This is a genomic window from Clostridium sp. BL-8 (assembly GCF_002006495.1).
Taxonomy (GTDB): domain Bacteria; phylum Bacillota; class Clostridia; order Clostridiales; family Clostridiaceae; genus Clostridium.
The window spans coordinates 19,009-37,828 of record NZ_LZZL01000059.1 but is presented as its reverse complement, the minus strand read 5'-3'; the positions used below and the strand labels follow the sequence as shown (position 1 = coordinate 37,828).

The window sequence follows — 18,820 nt, the reverse complement described above, 5'->3', positions numbered from 1 at the left end:
AGAAAGATGGTATAATCGGATGGGTTTTAAATGAAAAATTGAGAGAAGGCAAAATGGATAGAGAATGGTGATTAAAGACAGTAAATACTTCTCGTTCAGGAATAGACGCTGATATAAAAGAAAATTGTTCCTAGAGAAATTAGGTGAATATTTTTTTAAAGTAAACAAGCCTGCGTTATACATGTTAGGAAGAACCATATCATAAATGAAGTGCTTTTATATAAAATACATCTTCTAGTTATTCATATACCCATTAGACTAATAATACGAAGCTGATATTTGGGACGTAAATAAAAATTGTTTATAGTATTTTGAAAATATGTTGTGAGGATTAATTTAAAGACAAATTGTAATTTGAAGAATTCTAGGGAGATTTTGAATATGTTAAATGGAATAATTATTATGGGGCTGAACGGGAGTGGCAAATCAACTATTTGTCATGAACTTGCAGACTTATTGAATTATGGACGTATGGATGTTGAAGACTATTATTTTCTTGATTCTGACATACCTTATGCCAAAAGCCGTACACATGAAGAGGTTAAGCAGTTAATGCTTGACGATATAAAAATTTATCACAACTATGTGCTCTCATCTGTTGGGTGTAATTGGGGTTCAGAGATTGTTTCTACGTATAAGTTGGCAATTCTTCTTTATGCTCCACTTCAAGTGAGATTAGACAGAATAAAACAACGTGAGATAACTCGTTTTGGGAATAGGGTATTAGAGGGGGGAGATATGTATGAATCTCAACAACGATTCCATGATATGGTTGCATCCCGTTCTGCAGAGGATATAAAACAGCAGGCATGTTCGCTCACCTGCCCAGTATTAGAGATAAATGCGATACAGCCTGTGAAAGAGATTCTTGGTTTGATTTACAGCTACTATTTGAATATGCTTGAGGAATAACTCACCGACAAATTTCAATTTGTGGGGTTATCCATAAGTACTATAAGATAGATACATATTATCATATAGATACAAATGAAGGTTTAAAAATTGGTTATCCATAAGTACTATAAGATAGATACTCTAAATTGAACTAAATGCAAGCTGTGTTGCAAAAACGATAAAGATAATACCGAATATTTTTTGAAGATAAGATATCCTTTTTGGAGAATTCATAAAAAAATTATTTGATATTCCTGCTAGCAAGCCATATCCAATAAACACTAAAAGTGTAACAATCATAAATGTAAATCCATAAAGGAAACATTCAGTTATATAATTATCATTGATAGACTTTGCATATTGAGGCAGAAATGAGAAGAAAAATAAAGTGAGTTTGGGATTAAGTAGATTGATAAGAATTCCACTACGAATTATAGTACCGACTTTTTCTTCTGACTTATTGTTTATTAGGTCAAAATTTGTTTTTGATCGTATCATGCCAATACCAAGATATAGCAAATATATGGCGCCAATTAGTTTTAAAATGAAGAAAGAGTTATTGCTCATATTAATAATAAATGATGAAAGTGCAATACTAATGCATAAATGTGGAATGATACCTATAGTACAACCAAGAGCAGCAAATATGCTTGCTCTTTTTCCTTTTGTTATTCCTGTTGAAATTGTATATGTAACTCCAGTTCCTGGAATTAGTATGATAATAAATGATGTAACTAAAAAATTTAATGTATTCATAATGACCTCCTAATGTATTTTATTACCTGATATGATATAATTTATCATTATATAGTGGTCGTGATAAGAGCCACATTTTGATTATTTTTATGGAACCATTTTAAAAGAAGTGTAGAAGGTGTTTGTATGAATTTTATAAGTATTAATAGAGAGTCTAGAATTTCTTTATCCAAACAACTTTATATGTATTACAAAGAATCAATTTTATACGGTAATCTAAAATCAAATGATAAACTTCCATCAACACGAGAATTATCAAGAGATTTAAATATTGCAAGAAATGTAGTGTTAGATTGTTATGAACAGTTAATAGCAGAGGGATATGCTTATACGAAAAATGGTTCGGGGACTTATATATGTGAAGGGGTAAAATTCCAACCAATAAAAATAAAAACGGAATCACATTTTAATAAAAGTGATAATGACATAAGAAAAATATCATTTCGTACAGGGATTCCAGATTTAGATAATATACCAATTAATAAATGGGCACAGATGTATAAAGAAAGCATTCTTAACCTGGAAGTGAAAAAGATGGGTTATCAAAATTCTTTTGGAAGTTATGAATTACGCTCACAGCTTTCTACTTATTTAGAACGTGTCAGAGGCGTAAGTACTTTACCAGATAATATACTGATTACAAATGGTGCAGCACAAGCTTTTTCTTTATTATGTAAGCTTGTAGATAATCATGAATATGCGTTAGTTGAAAATCCCCTTAGTTATGGTATTCTCCATACATTAGAGAGTAATCATGTGTCCATAAAACCAATTAAGGTTGATGAACAAGGAATGGTTACTTCTGAATTGCCTAAACAACCTCCAAAACTGATATTTACAACGCCAAGTCATCAGTTCCCAACAGGGGTAGTTCTTCCGATTAATAGAAGAATTGAAATGATAAAATATGCCAAGAAATACAGGACTTATATTGTAGAGGATGATTATGATAGCGAATTTCGATTCGATGGAGACCCAATACAGTCGATGCAATACTTGGATCCAGAACAGGTAATTTATGTAGGAACGTTTTCCAAAACTTTAATGCCAGCATTAAGAATAGGGTATGTGGTTTTGCCTGATAAACTGCTTAGTAAAATAGAAGCTATAAAGTATGTAGCTGACCTGCATTCGCCTAATTTTGAACAGATTACATTAGCAAAGTTTATAGAAACAGGTCTTTTTGATCGTCATATAAACAAGATGCGAAGATTGTATCTTAAAAAGAGAAACTATCTCATTAAGTGTCTTAAGAAAGAGTTCGGTGAACGTGTGATGATTACAGGTGCTCAGGCTGGAATGCATTTTGCAGCTGCTTTTAAGGATGTAACTTTTGATAAGGATCTTATGAGAAAGATTGAAGAGAAGGATATAGAGATTACGGCTATGAATAAACATTATATATTGGATAAGTCAGACCTTCCAATAAATAATACATTAATATTTGGTTATGGTAATACGAAAGTTGAGCAAATGGAAAAGGGCATAAAATTGTTGGCAGATATTATAAAGTAACACATTATTTTAGGAATGAACTTGATTAATAAACATAGGGATATCAATTTAGTTATTGCTCTTCACAAGTTTTTATGAGTAACTTTATAAAATTCAAAAATTTTTATTAGAGAAAGAAAAGCACTATAAATGAATTAGTATTTATGGAAAGGGAGAAGCTGAGGAAGTGTTCTGCCAGGATTTAAGCCACTTAATTAGCAGGACATTGAGAACATCTTTAAGATATGTTTGTAATAATTAGTGAAAATGATAATGACGCACTTGCATGGAAGCAGGCGCGTTAATCTTTTATAGACTTTAGGGCAATTATATGTATATATTAATCTGCTAGAGATAATATTATATATTCTTTGAATGAAAACCTAGAATAATAATTTCAATATATTCTGCAAACCGTGAAACAAAATCAGGCGGTGCATCAAGTAGTTCAATCGTTTGAAATTCTTGCCTCTGGTTTTTTGCTGAGACGGCTGGAGAATATAGGCTAATAGCATAATAAATTTGATACTCGTTAAAGAGTTTAAGCTGATTGCTTGATAAATCAGGAATAAATTTATTAACAATTAAATTAAGTTTGTCAAAGCTATTAGATAAATCTTTTTTTAGTATTTCTAATGAATTTGTTGTTACATTGCTCCTTAGCACTGATATGAGAATAGAAAATAATTTTAATAGGCGTTGATTTTGATATAATTGTTCTGCCCATAAGCGGCAAAAGGTTTTAAGCTCTAATCTATCATATTCTTTAAATTCATTATAGGTCTTTTTCACCCACTGATCTAAATCAGAAATCAAGATCCATAAGAAAATTTCTTCTTTTGTAGAAACATATTTATATAAATTTGCTCTTGAAAAATTTAACTCATTAGCTATCGAAGCAAGTGTGATTTTTTCTAAGGGTTCTCTTTCATATAGTTTCAAAGTGGCTTCTATGATTTGATCACGACGAATGTTTTTTTGTTCTTCATTACGAGCACGTTGAAATTCCATTTCGTTACCTCCTTGATAATTAACAATTACATCATAGCAAATGAATTATAAACTTACAAGGTTAATGATATCATTAAAAATCCATTGACAAGTTACATTGTGCAACTTATACTTAAATAAGTTTCATGGTGTAACTTATTTAGGTAAAAATATGATCATATTTATTAAAAAGGTATTTGATATTGTAGAGAAATAGGTAATTATAGTTGATACATTTATATCAGCATTAGCATATTCTTAACCCTGTTTATTAGAAACAGGAGGTAACTTAGAAAATAAAAAAAGATAAAATTTATATTAAATATACATAAAAATAGATAGGGGAGTAAACTAGTATGAAAGTTAAAGATTTTATGATCACTGATGTAATTTTTGCAAAGAAGGAAGATAGTATAAAAAGTGTTATGAAAATTCTAGTAGATAAAAAAATAGGGGGAGTTCCTATAGTAGATGATAAAGGAATACTTGTAGGTATAATAAGTGATGGTGATATAATAAGAAATATAAATCCAAAGGATGAAAAAATGTATGATCTTATGTCATATGTATTTTATATTAAAAAAGAAGAATTAGAAGAAGGCATAGAATTAATAAAAGATGCAAATATTATGACCATTGCAAGACGTAATAATATTTATTGCGTTTCTCCAGAGGATAGTATGGAAAAAGTTTTATCTATGTTCTCAAAACATAATTTTAAAAAGATACCAGTAATAAATAAAGAGAGAAAAATAGTTGGAGTTGTAAGCAGGGGCGATGTTATTCGATATGTTCAGAAAAAAATTATAGATAAAATGTAATATATTTGCCAGTAGATAGAACTTACAATATATAGGTTCAATAAAACAATTGTATGTTAAAAATTATCTTAAGATCAGATCTTTAAAATGCTTGTATTTGCTGTAAACTTGCTGTATTATGAGTATATCGTTTACTTTTAGATTTCTCTATAAGGATAAAGGAGATATTACGAGGATGCAGGAAATAGTTCAATCAGTTGATAGGACGCTAACTATTTTAGAAGTGCTATCAGATTATGAAGATGGTCTAGGAATAACTGAAATTAGTGAAAAAGTAGAGTTGCACAAGAGCACAGTCCATAGGTTATTGAATACGCTAATATATAAAGGATACATAAAGCAAGATAAAAATACAAACAAGTATGAACTTACTTTAAAATTGTTTGAACTTGGAAATAAAAAGGTAGAAAGCATGGATTTAGTATCTATTGTTGAACCGTATTTAAAAGAGCTTATGGAGAAAACCAATGAAGTTGTCCACTTAGCAATAAGAGAGGGTTCTGATATAATGTATGTCTCAAAAATGGAACCACAAAAATCCATGAAGATGTATACGAGAATAGGAATGCGAAAACCAATATATTGTACAGCAATGGGTAAGGCAATGATGGCGCATATGACTGAAGAAGAGGCTAAAAAGATTTGGGATGAAAGTGATGTACAAAAACTTACATCTAATACAATAGTTAATTTTAATGATATTAAAGAGAATTTAAAAGATATCAGAGAAAAGGGATATGCCATGGATGATCAAGAGGTTGAAGAAGGCATAAGATGTGTAGGAACCATATTAAAAGATCATAAAAGCAGAATTTGTGGAGCAATCAGTATATCTGGTTCAATATTAAGCTTCACAGAAGATAAAATAAGCTATTTCTCTAAAGTAATTTTGGAGTATGCGGATAAAATATCAAAGGAACTTGGTTACAGAAAATAAATGTAGCCAAGCTCTTTTTTTTGCGCCCAATTATTTTACAAATGAATTGAGTAAACAAATAATATCCTATAATTTAGAAAATTAATAAAAATGTTTACATTTATACTTGAAAAAGATTACAGGGCCTTGTATAATGAAAATGTATTCGGGATACGAAAACGAGTTTCACAATACGAAACAAAAAACGGAATAATTAGCATTATAAAAATTATTTTAAAATTAAGGAGGAAAAAGATAGCCGTAAGATATGCAAATTCATAAAACAAGACATATTGCAAATGAAAACGATAACTAAAAACGATTCTAAAGAACTATTTAAGGAGGAATTATTTATGAAAATTAAAGCTAGTATTGAAAAAATACCTGGCGGTATGATGCTTGTACCTTTATTAATAGGTGCATGTGTAAAAACTTTTCAACCTGGGGCAGGTGAATACTTTGGATCTTTTACAGGAGGACTAATTAGTGGTACTGTACCAATCTTAGGAGTTTGGTTTTTCTGTATGGGTGCAAGTGTAAGCTTTAGTGCTACACCAACTATTTTAAGAAAGTCCGGTACACTTGTTATAACAAAAACTTTAGTCGCATGGCTTGTTACACTAATTTTTAGTAAGTTAATACCTGGTGGAAGCATAGAAACAGGAATTTTTGCAGGTTTATCTGTTTTGGCAGTTATTTCCTGTATGGATATGACAAATGGTGGATTATATGCTGCATTAATGCAACAATATGGATCAAAAGAAGAAGCTGGTGCATTTATCTTAATGTCATTAGAATCAGGTCCATTAGTAAGTATGTTAATATTAGGTGCTGTTGGAGCTGCATCGTTCCCACTTAATAACTTTCTTGGAGCAGTTATACCTTTCTTAGTTGGTATTATTCTTGGTAATTTAGATCCTGAACTTAAAGCTTTCTTTAATAAAGCAACTGGTGTTATGATACCTTTCTTCGGATTTGCACTAGGTAATACAATTGATTTAAGTAACATTTTCAAAACTGGTTTACTTGGAATCTTCCTTGGACTAGCTGTTATTGTTATTACAGGTATTCCTCTTATTCTTGCAGATAAGTACGTAGGAGGAGGAAATGGATTGGCAGGTTTAGCTGCTTCAAGTTCAGCTGGTGCAGCTGTTGCAAATCCAGTTATAATATCAAAAATGGCGCCTCAATTTGCGCCTGTTGCAGCTCAAGCAACTGCACTGGTTGCTACAAGCGTTGTTGTAACTTCAATTTTGGTTCCAATATTCACTTCACTTTGGAATACTCACGTTAAAAAAACCAAAGGAATAGATAATGGAGAGGTAGTAAGTTAAATAAAATATATTCAAATGATGAAGGAAAACCAAGTCCAGAGGGAGGAGGTTTTCCTTCATTATTTAATGTATTATTTTGAAATTTCTTCATGCTTTAAATAATCATCCCACCAAATAGTTAATTCATAAAGCAATGGTAACAGATTTCTTCCTTTATCAGTTAAAGTGTATTCTACTCTTACAGGCATTTCATTATACTGATTCCTAATAATTAATTTATCATTCTCAAGTTCGCGTAATGAATTTGCTAGCATTGTATTTGTTATTCCTGATATGTCTCTTTTTAATTGATTAAACCGACATACGTCCTTTCTTAGTAACTGCCCTAATATATTCAGTTTCCATTTGCCTCCGATTACTTCCAATGCGTCTCTTATAGGGCATTCTTTGTCAAAATCTGATTCTCTTACTATATTTAAATATTTCTCTAATTCTTGTTTGCTTGCCATATCTATTCCTCCTAGATAAGAAAAATAATACCTAATCACAGAATTCTGCGTTCTTGTTAGTACAAAATTATTTAGATATAATAATTATACCAAGTACTTTTACTTGAGTAAATATTAAATAAAGGAGAACAAACATAAGTAGTTAATTCAATTTAAAAAATGTTTGTGTTTCGAAGGAGAGATATAAAATGTCAAAAGTAGTTATTTTTAATGCTAGTCCAAGAAAGAATGGATACAATTCGAAATTATTAGAACAAGTGGCAAAGGGTGCTGAATCTAAAGGTGCTGAAATTATAGAATTTAATTTAAACGATCCTGGGATTCGTGGATGTCAAAGCTGCTTCTATTGCCGTACTCATGATGGTTGCGCTATTAAGGATTATCTTCAACCAATGTATCAAGCTATTAATGAAGCAGATGCTATTGTATTTGGTTCGCCAATCTATATGTACCAAATTACAGCTCAAGCAAAACTTTGGGTAGACCGTACATTTCCATTGATTGAACATGATGGAAGCTCCATTATTACACCTAGACATCCAGGTAAAAAAGTAGTAACAATATTTACTCAAGCTAATTTAAATCCTGAAGTAGGTGCAGAAAGTATTAAATATATTACTACTATGTTCAACTTATATGGTTGGAAATTAGAGGATAATATTCACGTTTGTGGAGCTGAGCTTGTTCCAGATTCAAAAGCGTTAGAGGAATTCTCTTTAAGAGCATTTAAGGCTGGGGAAAATCTAGTTGGATAAATTTCTAATATATCCATTATCCAATAAGCATAATTGTGGACGACATTGAATTGTAACTGTAATAAATATACACATGGTTAAGAAGCAATGTTTTTAAAGTTGTGCATCTACTTGATAATAGATTTATAATAAAGTATTAAAAATGGCTTACTTCAATGAGTGTAAGCCATTTTTATATAAATTAAAGGAGAAGTTAATCTTTTTATCCTGCGAAAGTTAAGTTTATAAATAATAAAGAAGGATACTCCCCAGATAATTGGGGAACTTTTTTTCTGTTTTTACTATAAGGATATAGTTTAATAAAGAGATTATAAAGATAAACACAAATTGGAATATATAATTAAAACGTCAGTGTTTATTATATTTAAAAAAATAACAAGTATTCGTCTCGAATTACTTTCTCAATGTTGATAAGGTAATTTTATATTGCTATGATGGATTAAAAGATTAAACCATTATATAAGAATTGATTAAGTTTGTAAAAAGAGGTTATAAACTATTATTATATATTTTTCGTTAAAGGAGGTATAAAATGGATGAACCAGTAGATTTAAAACAATTAGAAAATGAGTTTAAAGAATGCAGAGCAGTACTATCTGCTATTGGAGATGAAACAAGACAATTAATTATTTTATGCTTAATGAAAAGTACATTTCCTGGAATGAGAGTTGGAGAAATAACTAAAGGAGTAAATTTATCACGTCCAGCTGTTTCACATCATCTAAAAGTATTAAAAGATGCCAATGTTGTAAATATGGTAAAGCAAGGTACAATGAATTTTTATCATATAAATCCAGCTACAAGTGATTTGAATTTACTAAAGAAACTATTTTCACATATAGAAGAATCTATGTTTGAGTGCTGGAAGATGGAATAAAATAAATAAAGAATTCAAATAGAGTTTAAATTAATTTATTTTAAAGGGAGAAAGCGAATGAATTTGATTAATAATGAAATGGAAGCAGCAAATGGCGTGAAAATCCCAAAAGTAGGTTTTGGAATATACAAATTAACTGAAGGCAAAGATTTTGAAAGTGCTGTGGGAGAGGCTATAAGGGTTGGATATCGGCATTTTGATACTGCTAAAATTTATGGAAATGAGGAAAGCTTAGGGTTAGCAATTAAAAAAAGCCAAATATCACGAGAAGAATTTTTTGTTACTTCCAAGGTATGGAATACAGATCTTGGCTATAAATCTACTAAAAAAGCATTTGAACAAACCTGCAAAAACTTGAAAGTAGAATACCTTGATATGTATCTAATCCATTTTGCAGCACCACATTATTTAGAAGCATGGAAGGCGATGGAGGAATTGTATCTAGAAGGTAAAGTCAAGGTGATTGGAGTTGCAAATTTTGAAATACAGCACTTGGAAAAGTTAATGAAATACTCTAAGATTACACCAATGGTTAATCAATTAGAGACTCATCCGGAGTTTCAGCAAAATGAACTACATAAATATCTTATTGAACATCAGATTCTGCATGAAGCATGGGCGCCATTAGGTCAAGGGAATATAGCGTTGTTAGAAAATCCTGAGCTTAAGAAGATTGCCGGAAATCATAATAAAACAGTAGCTCAAGTGATTCTACGCTGGCATATACAACGGGATATTATTATCATTCCTAAATCATCAAACCAAAAAAGAATTAAAGAAAACTTTCAATTATTTGACTTTGGATTAACTAGTGAAGAAATGAATAGAATTAACCAACTAAATACAGGAAGACGATATTCACATAGTCCTACAGGTTATATGATTAATCCAATTTATAATAAGTTAATGAAAGTTTTTATTAAATAAACTCCATTTTTGCAAAATTAGATTTTCTATATTAGTTAGGGTGAAAAAAGGCAGATATCCTTGTAAAGCAATATAAGCGATTATATATTTGAAGCTACAATAAAATAAAAGGAATACTCAAAGTAATCAAAGCTTTGAGTATTCCTTTTTTAGTTGATAAGGGGAAATTAAGAAGGCATTATATTTACAAAAAAAGATTTATATTGTAAACTATACTAAAAGCAATGAAAAGAAGAGTAGATAAAACAATTCATTTTCAGAGAGCTCTAGATGGTGGGATTGAGCAATGGATTTTTATTGAAGAAGGTCTTGGAGCTGCACACTGAGTCTATTTTATCCGATAACTAGTAATCCCCGTGATACTCTCTCACATATAAGTGGAAGATAACGGCTACACGTTCTTGGATAGGGTACCCATTGAGGGTATAAGTTAAACTAGAATTCAGATGGGGATGAAAACCCAGCATGAATCAAGTTTCACTTAATAGAGGTAGGATGTGACGGAATACCCCGTTATAGGTATAGAGTATCTCATTTTTGATGTACTTGAAGAGGTGTATACGGCAACGCATACATAAACTGAGGTGGTACCACGAATTTATAACTTTCGTCCTCAAGATTAGAAATCTTGGAGGTGAAGGTTTTTTTTATTTGTATTATGGCAATATCAAGAAATAATAAGTAAATCTGCTTTCTTGCCTAATAAAATATTCATGGCAAGTTTGAAAGTGTTATTTTCTTTTATGTGCCTAAATTAATCAATAAATAAGTAAAGGTGGTAACAAAAATGTATGAGCAATATGAAAATTTAAATGAATTAGAAAATATAATGACAAATGCAAATGAATTTATAGTGGAGAGAATAAAAAAGTTAAATAAACTTAGTGAGCTAGGAATAAATCCATATCCTTATAATTATGATTTTAACCAAAAAACTTATACAAAAGAGATATGTGATAATTTTGATACTATTGATGAAAGTAAAGTGTTTTCTTTAGCAGGAAGAATAATGTTTCTTAGGAGAATGGGAAATGCAACTTTTGCTAATATAGTAGATGAAAGAGGAAATATACAAATATTTTTTAGTAAAAAATTAATTGGTAATGAAAATTATAATGTTTTAAAATTAATTGATGTCGGCGATATTGTTGGGGTAGAGGGAACTGTATTTAAGACTCAGACAGGTGAAATAACTATTAGAGCAAACAAATTTGAATTGTTATCTAAATCAATACGAACCCTTCCTGAAAAATATCATGGAATTCAAGATTCAGATTTAAGACAAAGACATAGATCTTTAGATATGATAATGAATTCAGACGTTAAAGAAAGATTTATTAAACGTTCTAAAGCAATTACTACAATTAGAGAATATTTGAATAATATGAATTTTATTGAATGTGATACTCCTATACTTGATACTAAATATGGTGGAGGAGAGGCAAAACCATTTAAAACTTTTGTTAATGATTTAGACTCAGAAGTATATATGAATGTTTCTCCAGAATTATATTTAAAAAGACTTATTGTTGGAGGAATAGAAAGAGTTTATACATTTGCAAGATCTTTTAGAAATGAAGGAATTGATAGAACACATTATCCAGAATTTACTCTAATGGAATGTTATATGTCCTATGCGGATTATGGAGATATGATGAGGATTATGGAAGGAATATATGAACATGTATTTATGTCTGTTAATGGCTCTACTAAAATAAAATATGGTGAAGAAGAAATTGATTTTAAAGCTCCATGGAAAAGAGAAACTATGTGCAATCTTGTGAAACAAGATACAGGAATTGATGTGGAGAATTTAACTAAAGAAGAAATTATAAGTAAAATAAAAAAGAATTCTTTTTTGATTGAAGAACAAAATGAAGGTTTAAATATAAATGAAGCTTCTAAAGGAGAATTAATAGTAAATCTTTTTGAAGCATATAGCGAGAAGAAACTAATACAACCCACTTTTGTTATAGATTTTCCTAAAGAATCATCACCACTTTGTAAAGTTCATAGGAAAAATCCAGATTTAATTGAAAGATTTGAACCATATGCCTATGGAGTAGAGCTTGGAAATGCTTATTCAGAATTAAATGATCCATTAAGACAGCGTATATTATTACATGACCAAGCTGAAAAATTAAGAGGAGGACTAGAAACAGCAAGTCCAATGGACGAAGAATTTGCTATAGCTATTGATACAGCAATGCCACCAACTGGAGGTTTAGGTATTGGTATTGATAGAATGATAATGTTTCTAACTGGATCAAATACAATAAAGGATGTTATTGCATTTCCTTTAGTTAAAAGGTAAAAATATTTCTCCATTTTCAGAGGATATATTTGTAATTTAATTAGGAGATAGTTTTATAAGTGGGTTATCACTTACTTGTAATATGGTGAACCATACTATAAATAAGTGTGGAATTTACTGTGATTGAATAATGAATCATTAAAAATAAATTACTGTATAAAGGTGGATATAATAAGTTTTCTTCTGTATATATAATATATTGCATAATAGTATTTTATGAATCACAACCATAATATTATGCAAACATTTTGATGACATAATAATAACTTTTTTTATAATTCAGGTACAAACGAGAAATAAATTTAAGAACGGTGCAGTATGACATTCTTTTGTAAATATGTTAAAATATCAACGGGTAAATGTTGGCATAATCTAAAAATAAATATAAATGCTTTTTATAAATGTTGACTTGTAAAGTTTTGATATATAAATTTTGGATTGTTGGAGGTGTAGGTATGATTTCAATGGATATGATTTCTGAGGCTATGGGATTCAATAGATTCTACTCAAATATTTTAAATCTATTAAATGGGCAGATTATGGCTGAAGGATATTCCTTAACAGAAGCAAGGGTACTGTTTGAAATTGGCAAAACAGATAGATGTACTGCTAATGTATTAGTAAATCAGCTTGACATTGATAGGAGTTTTATGAGCCGCATGATTGCAAGGTTTGAAAAAAAGGGACTTATAGATAAGACGCAATCAGCTGCAGATAGCCGTATTAACTATATTAGGCTTACTGAAAAGGGTCGAAATGATTTTAATAAATTGAATGATATACAGAGTGAGCAAATCAGTAACTTATTTAATAAAATGGATGAAAAAAATCAAAAACTTGTTTTTGATGCAATGATGATGATTAAGAATAAATTATCAGATGTTACAGATGTTATCAATATCCGGCCATTTACTTCAAGCGACATAGAGTATGTAATTTCACGCCATAAGACGCTATATTATGCTGAACGGCATTTATCAAATGTTTTTTTTGATTATGTTGATAATATTGTTTACCAGTTTGCAAATAATTTTAATTTTAAAACTGATTGTTTAAATATTTTAGAATGCAATGGAAATCCTGCTGGAAGTATTGCAATAGCAAAGGTGGATAATGAAACTGCACAATTACGCTTCTTTATGCTTGAACCAGAAATGCGAGGCAGAGGATATGGAAATAAACTTATGGATATAGCACTTGATTTCTGCAGAGAAAAGAAGTATAAACATGTTTTTCTGTTAACAATCAGTGCGCAGATAATAGCAAGACATATTTATGAATGTCGCGGATTCCAAAAAACTGTAAGTTATGATAAATCGGAATGGGGAGAAGGCGTTGTGGAAGAACGTTGGGATTTAGATTTATAAAATTGTTAAATTAGTATAAAAAATAAAGCAGTCTTAAAAAAACATAAGAAGTTGGTAAAATTTCTTGTGTTTTTTTGTTATATGAAAAATATAAAATTAGTTGACACAGTCCTCAAAAATGACTACAATAAATACTAGACGCAGTCAACTAAAAAGATAAATATAAGAAAAGGGGAAACGTAAAATGATAAAAAATAAAAAAGCCGTATATTTTATTTGCAATAATCGTTTATGGGGACATGTTGGTGCCCATGTGTGGGATATTTTACAAGAAGAAGGATATCTAAAAGAGAAGGGGGAAATTACTTTTGCAGGAGAAGAAGTGATGAAATATACAGATCAAAATAATAATATATTTTATTTTGTTCCAACGAAAACAGCGGTATGTTTGGACTATGCACGTTTTCTACCAGAGATGAACCAGTACTTTAGTGGTTGTGATATTTCTGGTATGGTTACCTGGAATGAAGGACCACATGCACCATCTAATTTACTTACTGTTCACTCTTTGGGAGATGTAAAGTCAGGAGCATATGAAGGTGGAATCGAAGCAATTGTTCATCATGATAAATTAAAAGGCTGTTATAAGGAAATGGTACGTAAATTGGGTGAAAAATATCAGGTACCTGTTTACAGTCATAAAAAATTAAGAGATCCACAAGAAATGGAATTTAGAAAGAAAATATAAAATTCTTGGCAATATTTTAATGAAAGAGGAACAATAAAATGCAAGCAAAATTTAAAATTATTTTTTCAATGGCGATTTTTGGAACTATTTCAATTTTTGTAAAAAATATTCCGCTTTCTTCTGGGGAAATTGCGCTTTTTAGGGCAATGACAGCAGCAGTAGTAATTTGCATATATAAGATTATAAGCGGAAAGAGAATTTTGTTCTCAGATATAAAAAAGGATCTTCCAGCACTTTTTCTTTCAGGTATAGCAATGGGTTTTAACTGGATATTCCTTTTTCAGGCATATAAATATACAACAGTTTCAATTGCAACATTAAGCTATTATTTTGCACCTGTAATTGTTATGGTAGCATGTCCGATTTTGTTCAAAGAAAGGCTGACAATTAAACAAGTGGTATGTTTTGTTATGGCGACATCAGGATTGATTATGGTAATTGGTGTCAGTGGTGTGGGAAGATATAGTAATAACCTTATTGGTATAGGTTTTGGTCTAGGTGCAGCAGTACTTTACGCAACTGTTGTGCTATTTAATAAATTTGTTAAAAATGTTACAGGTATTGATAAAACCTTAATACAATTTTTTGCAGCAATTATTATTCTTATTCCATATGTCTTTGCAACAACAGGTATACATATAGGCAGTTTAAAGAATATTGGGATAATAAATCTTCTGATACTTGGTATTATCCATACTGGAATCTGCTATTGTCTGTACTTTTCATCACTTAAAGATCTAAAAGGTCAAGAGGCATCGATTTTAAGTTATGTTGATCCGCTTATTGCGATTATTGCTTCAGTAACTATTTTAGGGGAATCAATACTTCCTATGCAGATTATAGGTGGAATAATGATATTAGGTTTTACACTTTTAAATGAAATTAAATTAAAGCCTAGAAGATTTTATGGTATTGCTAACAAGAAGAAAAATACTCAATTGTAGTGTTTTCAACTAAGGAGATTCATGAAATTCTAATAGAAAATGGGTTATAATTGAAATGGCAAAGCAAACTGAATCCAAAATAAAAAAGAAACAAGCTATTGTAAGGCCTATAATAAAGTAAGCAATGAAGGAAAAAATAAATTGAGTGAGAAAATATTATATGCAATTAATAAGCAATTAGATAAGTCTTAAAGGTACAGTAAAAGGTATCTCTTTTCGATAAAAAAGTATTATCAATTACTACTGATATGGTGAACCATATAATAAATGAAGTAGACTCTATTTATAGCTGTTAATAGGACTAGTTTTAAGAATGTTAATAATATTCTAAATAGTATCTCAACTTAAATAAATGTTTATTTTGATATAATTTATTAAAGAAGAGCTTAGTGTGTCAACACTAAGCTAAGACTTAGAATATCTATTTTGTTTACAATTAAAAATCCATGGAAGCGGTACTTATATATTCCTATTCATTGTGATTATGGAGTAGGCATAAATTTTCTAGTAATTTCAGCTAGCTCCTATAAATTAGATATCTATAGTAAGGTTTTATTTGTTTCAGCAATTATCATATGACTAAGTTTAGACTGTAACTTTGATATATTTACTTAGATAATTGGATCTCGTCTCCAACAGTAAATGCATTAATTAAACTTATAGTTGGGTCGTAGTTTATTTGAGTATTTACATCTTTTTCTACGTTACTAAATTCTACAATATAACCTAAAGAATCATTTGGGTCTTTATAGAAAGTAGTGCATTCATTACCGTCGTAATAATCATCATCATAATGATCTGTTTTACTATTCTCATTCTTATAATCCATAAACAAACTACTTGCCAGTAATAAACTTTCTTTTTCATTTATTCCTTTTAGATAAACTTTTACACTATTATCGTCTCTTTGAATATTATAGATTTCGCCTTTACTTCCATCGGAAAAATCAAAGGTCTTGGCATAACTTACATTATTGATATTTTGCATGTCTTTATCATTATGTTCTTCTTTATATAAGTTTTTTTGATCCTTTGAGTTAATAGTAAAACTTATAGGGATTAAGCTTATAGCTGTTTGATCTTTTATTTTTTCATAAGTTGCTCCTTCTGCTTCATAAGTAGTTACTATGGACATGTTATTTCCATCACTGTCAGATGAGTAGCTGTAAGAATCTCTCAACGAATACATTTTATCTCCAGCTTTTAAGATAAAGGAATGTTCGGTTAATACATCATTATTTCTCATTAAAGAAGTTTTTTCAGGTTCAGTGAAAGAAAGATGAGTGCCCAAAATATCGGATTCTAACTTATTAAATGTAGAATCAAATTGAGGGATTTTAATTGAATAATCCTTTTCAATTGAATTTTTTAGTGAGTCAGAAAAATCAACATTTGCATCTAATCCAACATTAACCTTGTACTTTTGCATTACGACATCAATTCTTAAAGGACCTTTTTCAGGTAATACAGATTTATTAAATCTATCTTCAATGGTTATAACTAATGTCTTGTCATCTGTACGTTTAAATGATGTACTTCCGCTATTAAATTTATTGTCGCCATAGTTTAATAGAACATTTGCTGTTTCTCTGTCATCTTTATCAAAAGGCGTTGGGGTTTGTATTGTGATTGTAGCTTTGAGGTCATTTTTTGTTCCAACAACACTATTTAGAGTTATTTTAACTCCATTTTGCTCAACAGAATTGTTATTCCCAATTAACCCAGAGTTAACTGCATAGGATGATTGAGCTTGTACATTATCAATAGCAAAGGCAGGCATTTGAATAAGTCCAACAATTAAAGCAGCCCCCAGCATGGAACTCAATAACCTATTTGTTTTTTTATTTATCATAAGATCTCCTCACTTTAATAATTTTTTATATTGATACAATTTCCATAAACTTAATATGAAGTTCATTAATTTGATAGTTTTATTTCATCACTCATTTTGTAAGTACTAATTTCTTTTACCATAGGACTAATATTTAAAGTAGCAGCTTTATCTTTATCAACATTATCAAATTCTACAATGTAGCCAAGGGAATCTTTTGGATCCTTATAAAAGCTTGCAAACTTATTGTAATTATAAATAGTAGGATCATTTTGCCCTTTAAGATGATTGTAGTTCAAAGAAATATTGCTTGCTATAAATAAACTTTCTAATTCAGACTGCCCTTTGCAATATACCTTTATACTATTATCATTTCTTTTAACATTATATATTGTACCCTTCAATCCTCTAGAAGAGCTGAACTCTTTTTCATACGTTAAGTTGTTTGCAGAGTCGGTGATAGTGTTTTTATTACTATTATTGGATATCATAAGAGAATCATCCATTGAGACTTTATAAAGTATTGGAATTACACTTATATCCTTTCCATTTTTAACAGTATCATAATCTGGCAATTTAGATGCATAATACCCAATAGGTGTTCCGTTGTCTCCAATGCTACCGATTTTAGAATTTAATTTATAAAAATTGTTATCAACTTTTAATAATATTTGTGAATTCCAAAAATCATTATTGTCATCAATATCCGCCTCATTGTGTTTAGGCTGAATATAGCTTATGGTTGTCCCCATAGAATCTGAGTCTAATTGTTTCAAAGTATAATTAATTTCAGGTATTGTGCCTGTAATATTTTTGGTAAATACTTTATTAATAGAATTAGTGAAATCTACAGGTATATCCATGCCAATATTAACTTTATAATTTGAAAGGACTACATCAACTCTTAAGTTTCCGCTTTCAGGATATTCGCCTTGATAATTACTCTTTTCCAAGGTTAAAAGCATAGTTTTATCATCTGCATATTGTCTAGAAGAGGTAGAGTTAAAGCCGTAATCTTTGTCACCATATGATACTTCAAAAAGGGAATTATTATGTTCAATTGCTTTAGGAACAGTTATTCCTTCAATTTTAAGAGTTACTCTTAAATTATGTTTTGTAGCTAGTGCACTATTAACAGTCACCTTAATCCCATTTTCTTCCGAACTTTTATTTATAGCTATAGAATAATCTTTAATTGGTGTAGCTGTATTATTATCTGTATAAGTAGCACTGGCACTAGTAGTTGTAGTAGTGGCGGCTGTTGCTGCTATAGTATCATCAGCAAAAGCTGTCGTATAAGTTATACCGGAAGCTAACATAAATGTCATGATCCCCAATATAGGACCAAGGGTTTTGCTCAATTTTTTATTTATCATAAATATCTATCTCCTTTACTATAGTTTGTATGTAAAACTTTGTAAGAGATTTTACATACAATGGTATTGTATACCATTTATTCAAAA

The 18,820-nt window shown here is 30.0% G+C and carries 17 protein-coding genes and 1 other annotated feature; of the genes, 12 read left to right on the top strand and 5 right to left on the bottom strand.

What is annotated here, in order from left to right; all coding sequences use genetic code 11:
- The first annotated feature begins 381 nt into the window (after positions 1 to 381).
- Complete coding sequence (locus CLOBL_RS18645) at positions 382 to 912, top strand: AAA family ATPase (RefSeq protein WP_077860404.1); 531 nt, start codon at positions 382 to 384, stop codon at positions 910 to 912.
- 123 nt (positions 913 to 1,035) lie between these two features.
- Here the strand turns inward: CLOBL_RS18645 and CLOBL_RS18640 are convergent, their stop codons facing one another.
- Positions 1,036 to 1,650, bottom strand: a complete 615-nt coding sequence (locus CLOBL_RS18640; protein WP_077860403.1) for a LysE family translocator — start codon at positions 1,648 to 1,650, stop codon at positions 1,036 to 1,038.
- A gap of 126 nt (positions 1,651 to 1,776) precedes the next feature.
- Between CLOBL_RS18640 and CLOBL_RS18635 the strand changes: the two genes are divergently transcribed.
- Positions 1,777 to 3,165, top strand: a complete 1,389-nt coding sequence (locus tag CLOBL_RS18635; RefSeq protein ID WP_077860402.1) for a PLP-dependent aminotransferase family protein — start codon at positions 1,777 to 1,779, stop codon at positions 3,163 to 3,165.
- 339 nt (positions 3,166 to 3,504) lie between these two features.
- Here CLOBL_RS18635 and CLOBL_RS18630 read toward each other — a convergent pair whose 3' ends face one another.
- Positions 3,505 to 4,155: a TetR/AcrR family transcriptional regulator gene (locus CLOBL_RS18630; RefSeq protein WP_077860401.1), complete on the bottom strand. Its 651-nt coding sequence runs from the start codon at positions 4,153 to 4,155 to the stop codon at positions 3,505 to 3,507.
- Between the two features lie 335 nt (positions 4,156 to 4,490).
- Between CLOBL_RS18630 and CLOBL_RS18625 the strand changes: the two genes are divergently transcribed.
- From CLOBL_RS18625 to kdgT, 3 genes are all read left to right on the top strand, one after another.
- Entirely contained in the window at positions 4,491 to 4,955 is a 465-nt protein-coding gene (locus CLOBL_RS18625) for a CBS domain-containing protein (protein WP_077860400.1), read from the top strand.
- Between the two features lie 175 nt (positions 4,956 to 5,130).
- Complete coding sequence (locus tag CLOBL_RS18620; RefSeq protein WP_077860399.1) at positions 5,131 to 5,892, top strand: IclR family transcriptional regulator; 762 nt, start codon at positions 5,131 to 5,133, stop codon at positions 5,890 to 5,892.
- A 332-nt stretch (positions 5,893 to 6,224) separates the two neighbouring features.
- On the top strand, positions 6,225 to 7,205 hold the full coding sequence (gene kdgT / locus CLOBL_RS18615; protein ID WP_009170155.1) for a 2-keto-3-deoxygluconate transporter: 981 nt from the start codon (positions 6,225 to 6,227) through the stop codon (positions 7,203 to 7,205).
- A gap of 71 nt (positions 7,206 to 7,276) precedes the next feature.
- On the opposite strand, the gene CLOBL_RS18610 is transcribed toward kdgT, so the two are convergent.
- Entirely contained in the window at positions 7,277 to 7,654 is a 378-nt protein-coding gene (locus CLOBL_RS18610; protein ID WP_179117792.1) for a helix-turn-helix domain-containing protein, read from the bottom strand.
- Positions 7,655 to 7,842: 188 nt separating this feature from the next.
- On the opposite strand from CLOBL_RS18610, the gene CLOBL_RS18605 reads away from it, so the two are divergent.
- The 7 genes from CLOBL_RS18605 (at position 7,843) to CLOBL_RS18575 (ending at position 15,526) form a co-directional block, all read left to right on the top strand.
- On the top strand, positions 7,843 to 8,409 hold the full coding sequence (locus CLOBL_RS18605) for a flavodoxin family protein (RefSeq protein ID WP_077860397.1): 567 nt from the start codon (positions 7,843 to 7,845) through the stop codon (positions 8,407 to 8,409).
- Between the two features lie 532 nt (positions 8,410 to 8,941).
- Positions 8,942 to 9,286, top strand: a complete 345-nt coding sequence (locus tag CLOBL_RS18600) for a metalloregulator ArsR/SmtB family transcription factor (protein ID WP_077860396.1) — start codon at positions 8,942 to 8,944, stop codon at positions 9,284 to 9,286.
- A gap of 57 nt (positions 9,287 to 9,343) precedes the next feature.
- Complete coding sequence (locus CLOBL_RS18595; protein WP_077860395.1) at positions 9,344 to 10,213, top strand: aldo/keto reductase; 870 nt, start codon at positions 9,344 to 9,346, stop codon at positions 10,211 to 10,213.
- A gap of 215 nt (positions 10,214 to 10,428) precedes the next feature.
- Positions 10,429 to 10,831, top strand: a binding site (T-box leader).
- A 169-nt stretch (positions 10,832 to 11,000) separates the two neighbouring features.
- The gene (gene lysS, locus CLOBL_RS18590; protein WP_077860394.1) at positions 11,001 to 12,527 is read left to right on the top strand and encodes a lysine--tRNA ligase; all 1,527 of its coding nucleotides are present in this window, start codon (positions 11,001 to 11,003) and stop codon (positions 12,525 to 12,527) included.
- Positions 12,528 to 12,982: 455 nt separating this feature from the next.
- Complete coding sequence (locus CLOBL_RS18585) at positions 12,983 to 13,894, top strand: helix-turn-helix domain-containing GNAT family N-acetyltransferase (RefSeq protein ID WP_077860393.1); 912 nt, start codon at positions 12,983 to 12,985, stop codon at positions 13,892 to 13,894.
- Between the two features lie 184 nt (positions 13,895 to 14,078).
- Positions 14,079 to 14,582 carry a hypothetical protein gene (locus CLOBL_RS18580; RefSeq protein WP_077860392.1) on the top strand — a complete coding sequence of 168 codons (504 nt, stop codon included), beginning with the start codon at positions 14,079 to 14,081 and terminating at the stop codon, positions 14,580 to 14,582.
- A 38-nt stretch (positions 14,583 to 14,620) separates the two neighbouring features.
- Positions 14,621 to 15,526: a DMT family transporter gene (locus tag CLOBL_RS18575; protein WP_077860391.1), complete on the top strand. Its 906-nt coding sequence runs from the start codon at positions 14,621 to 14,623 to the stop codon at positions 15,524 to 15,526.
- Positions 15,527 to 16,133: 607 nt separating this feature from the next.
- Here the strand turns inward: CLOBL_RS18575 and CLOBL_RS18570 are convergent.
- Positions 16,134 to 17,378, bottom strand: a complete 1,245-nt coding sequence (locus tag CLOBL_RS18570; RefSeq protein ID WP_077860390.1) for a hypothetical protein — start codon at positions 17,376 to 17,378, stop codon at positions 16,134 to 16,136.
- Between the two features lie 65 nt (positions 17,379 to 17,443).
- Positions 17,444 to 18,733 carry a DUF4179 domain-containing protein gene (locus tag CLOBL_RS18565; protein ID WP_077860389.1) on the bottom strand — a complete coding sequence of 430 codons (1,290 nt, stop codon included), beginning with the start codon at positions 18,731 to 18,733 and terminating at the stop codon, positions 17,444 to 17,446.
- Positions 18,734 to 18,820 lie beyond the last annotated feature (87 nt).

What these genes read in the sequence shown, in the direction of transcription:
- CLOBL_RS18645 (WP_077860404.1), top strand. Translation starts at nt 382, where the DNA reads ATGTTAAATGGAATAATTATTATGGGGCTGAACGGGAGTGGCAAATCA.
- CLOBL_RS18640 (WP_077860403.1), bottom strand. Translation starts at nt 1,650, where the DNA reads ATGAATACATTAAATTTTTTAGTTACATCATTTATTATCATACTAATT.
- CLOBL_RS18635 (WP_077860402.1), top strand. Translation starts at nt 1,777, where the DNA reads ATGAATTTTATAAGTATTAATAGAGAGTCTAGAATTTCTTTATCCAAA.
- CLOBL_RS18630 (WP_077860401.1), bottom strand. Translation starts at nt 4,155, where the DNA reads ATGGAATTTCAACGTGCTCGTAATGAAGAACAAAAAAACATTCGTCGT.
- CLOBL_RS18625 (WP_077860400.1), top strand. Translation starts at nt 4,491, where the DNA reads ATGAAAGTTAAAGATTTTATGATCACTGATGTAATTTTTGCAAAGAAG.
- CLOBL_RS18620 (WP_077860399.1), top strand. Translation starts at nt 5,131, where the DNA reads ATGCAGGAAATAGTTCAATCAGTTGATAGGACGCTAACTATTTTAGAA.
- kdgT (WP_009170155.1), top strand. Translation starts at nt 6,225, where the DNA reads ATGAAAATTAAAGCTAGTATTGAAAAAATACCTGGCGGTATGATGCTT.
- CLOBL_RS18610 (WP_179117792.1), bottom strand. Translation starts at nt 7,654, where the DNA reads ATGGCAAGCAAACAAGAATTAGAGAAATATTTAAATATAGTAAGAGAA.
- CLOBL_RS18605 (WP_077860397.1), top strand. Translation starts at nt 7,843, where the DNA reads ATGTCAAAAGTAGTTATTTTTAATGCTAGTCCAAGAAAGAATGGATAC.
- CLOBL_RS18600 (WP_077860396.1), top strand. Translation starts at nt 8,942, where the DNA reads ATGGATGAACCAGTAGATTTAAAACAATTAGAAAATGAGTTTAAAGAA.
- CLOBL_RS18595 (WP_077860395.1), top strand. Translation starts at nt 9,344, where the DNA reads ATGAATTTGATTAATAATGAAATGGAAGCAGCAAATGGCGTGAAAATC.
- lysS (WP_077860394.1), top strand. Translation starts at nt 11,001, where the DNA reads ATGTATGAGCAATATGAAAATTTAAATGAATTAGAAAATATAATGACA.
- CLOBL_RS18585 (WP_077860393.1), top strand. Translation starts at nt 12,983, where the DNA reads ATGATTTCAATGGATATGATTTCTGAGGCTATGGGATTCAATAGATTC.
- CLOBL_RS18580 (WP_077860392.1), top strand. Translation starts at nt 14,079, where the DNA reads ATGATAAAAAATAAAAAAGCCGTATATTTTATTTGCAATAATCGTTTA.
- CLOBL_RS18575 (WP_077860391.1), top strand. Translation starts at nt 14,621, where the DNA reads ATGCAAGCAAAATTTAAAATTATTTTTTCAATGGCGATTTTTGGAACT.
- CLOBL_RS18570 (WP_077860390.1), bottom strand. Translation starts at nt 17,378, where the DNA reads ATGATAAATAAAAAAACAAATAGGTTATTGAGTTCCATGCTGGGGGCT.
- CLOBL_RS18565 (WP_077860389.1), bottom strand. Translation starts at nt 18,733, where the DNA reads ATGATAAATAAAAAATTGAGCAAAACCCTTGGTCCTATATTGGGGATC.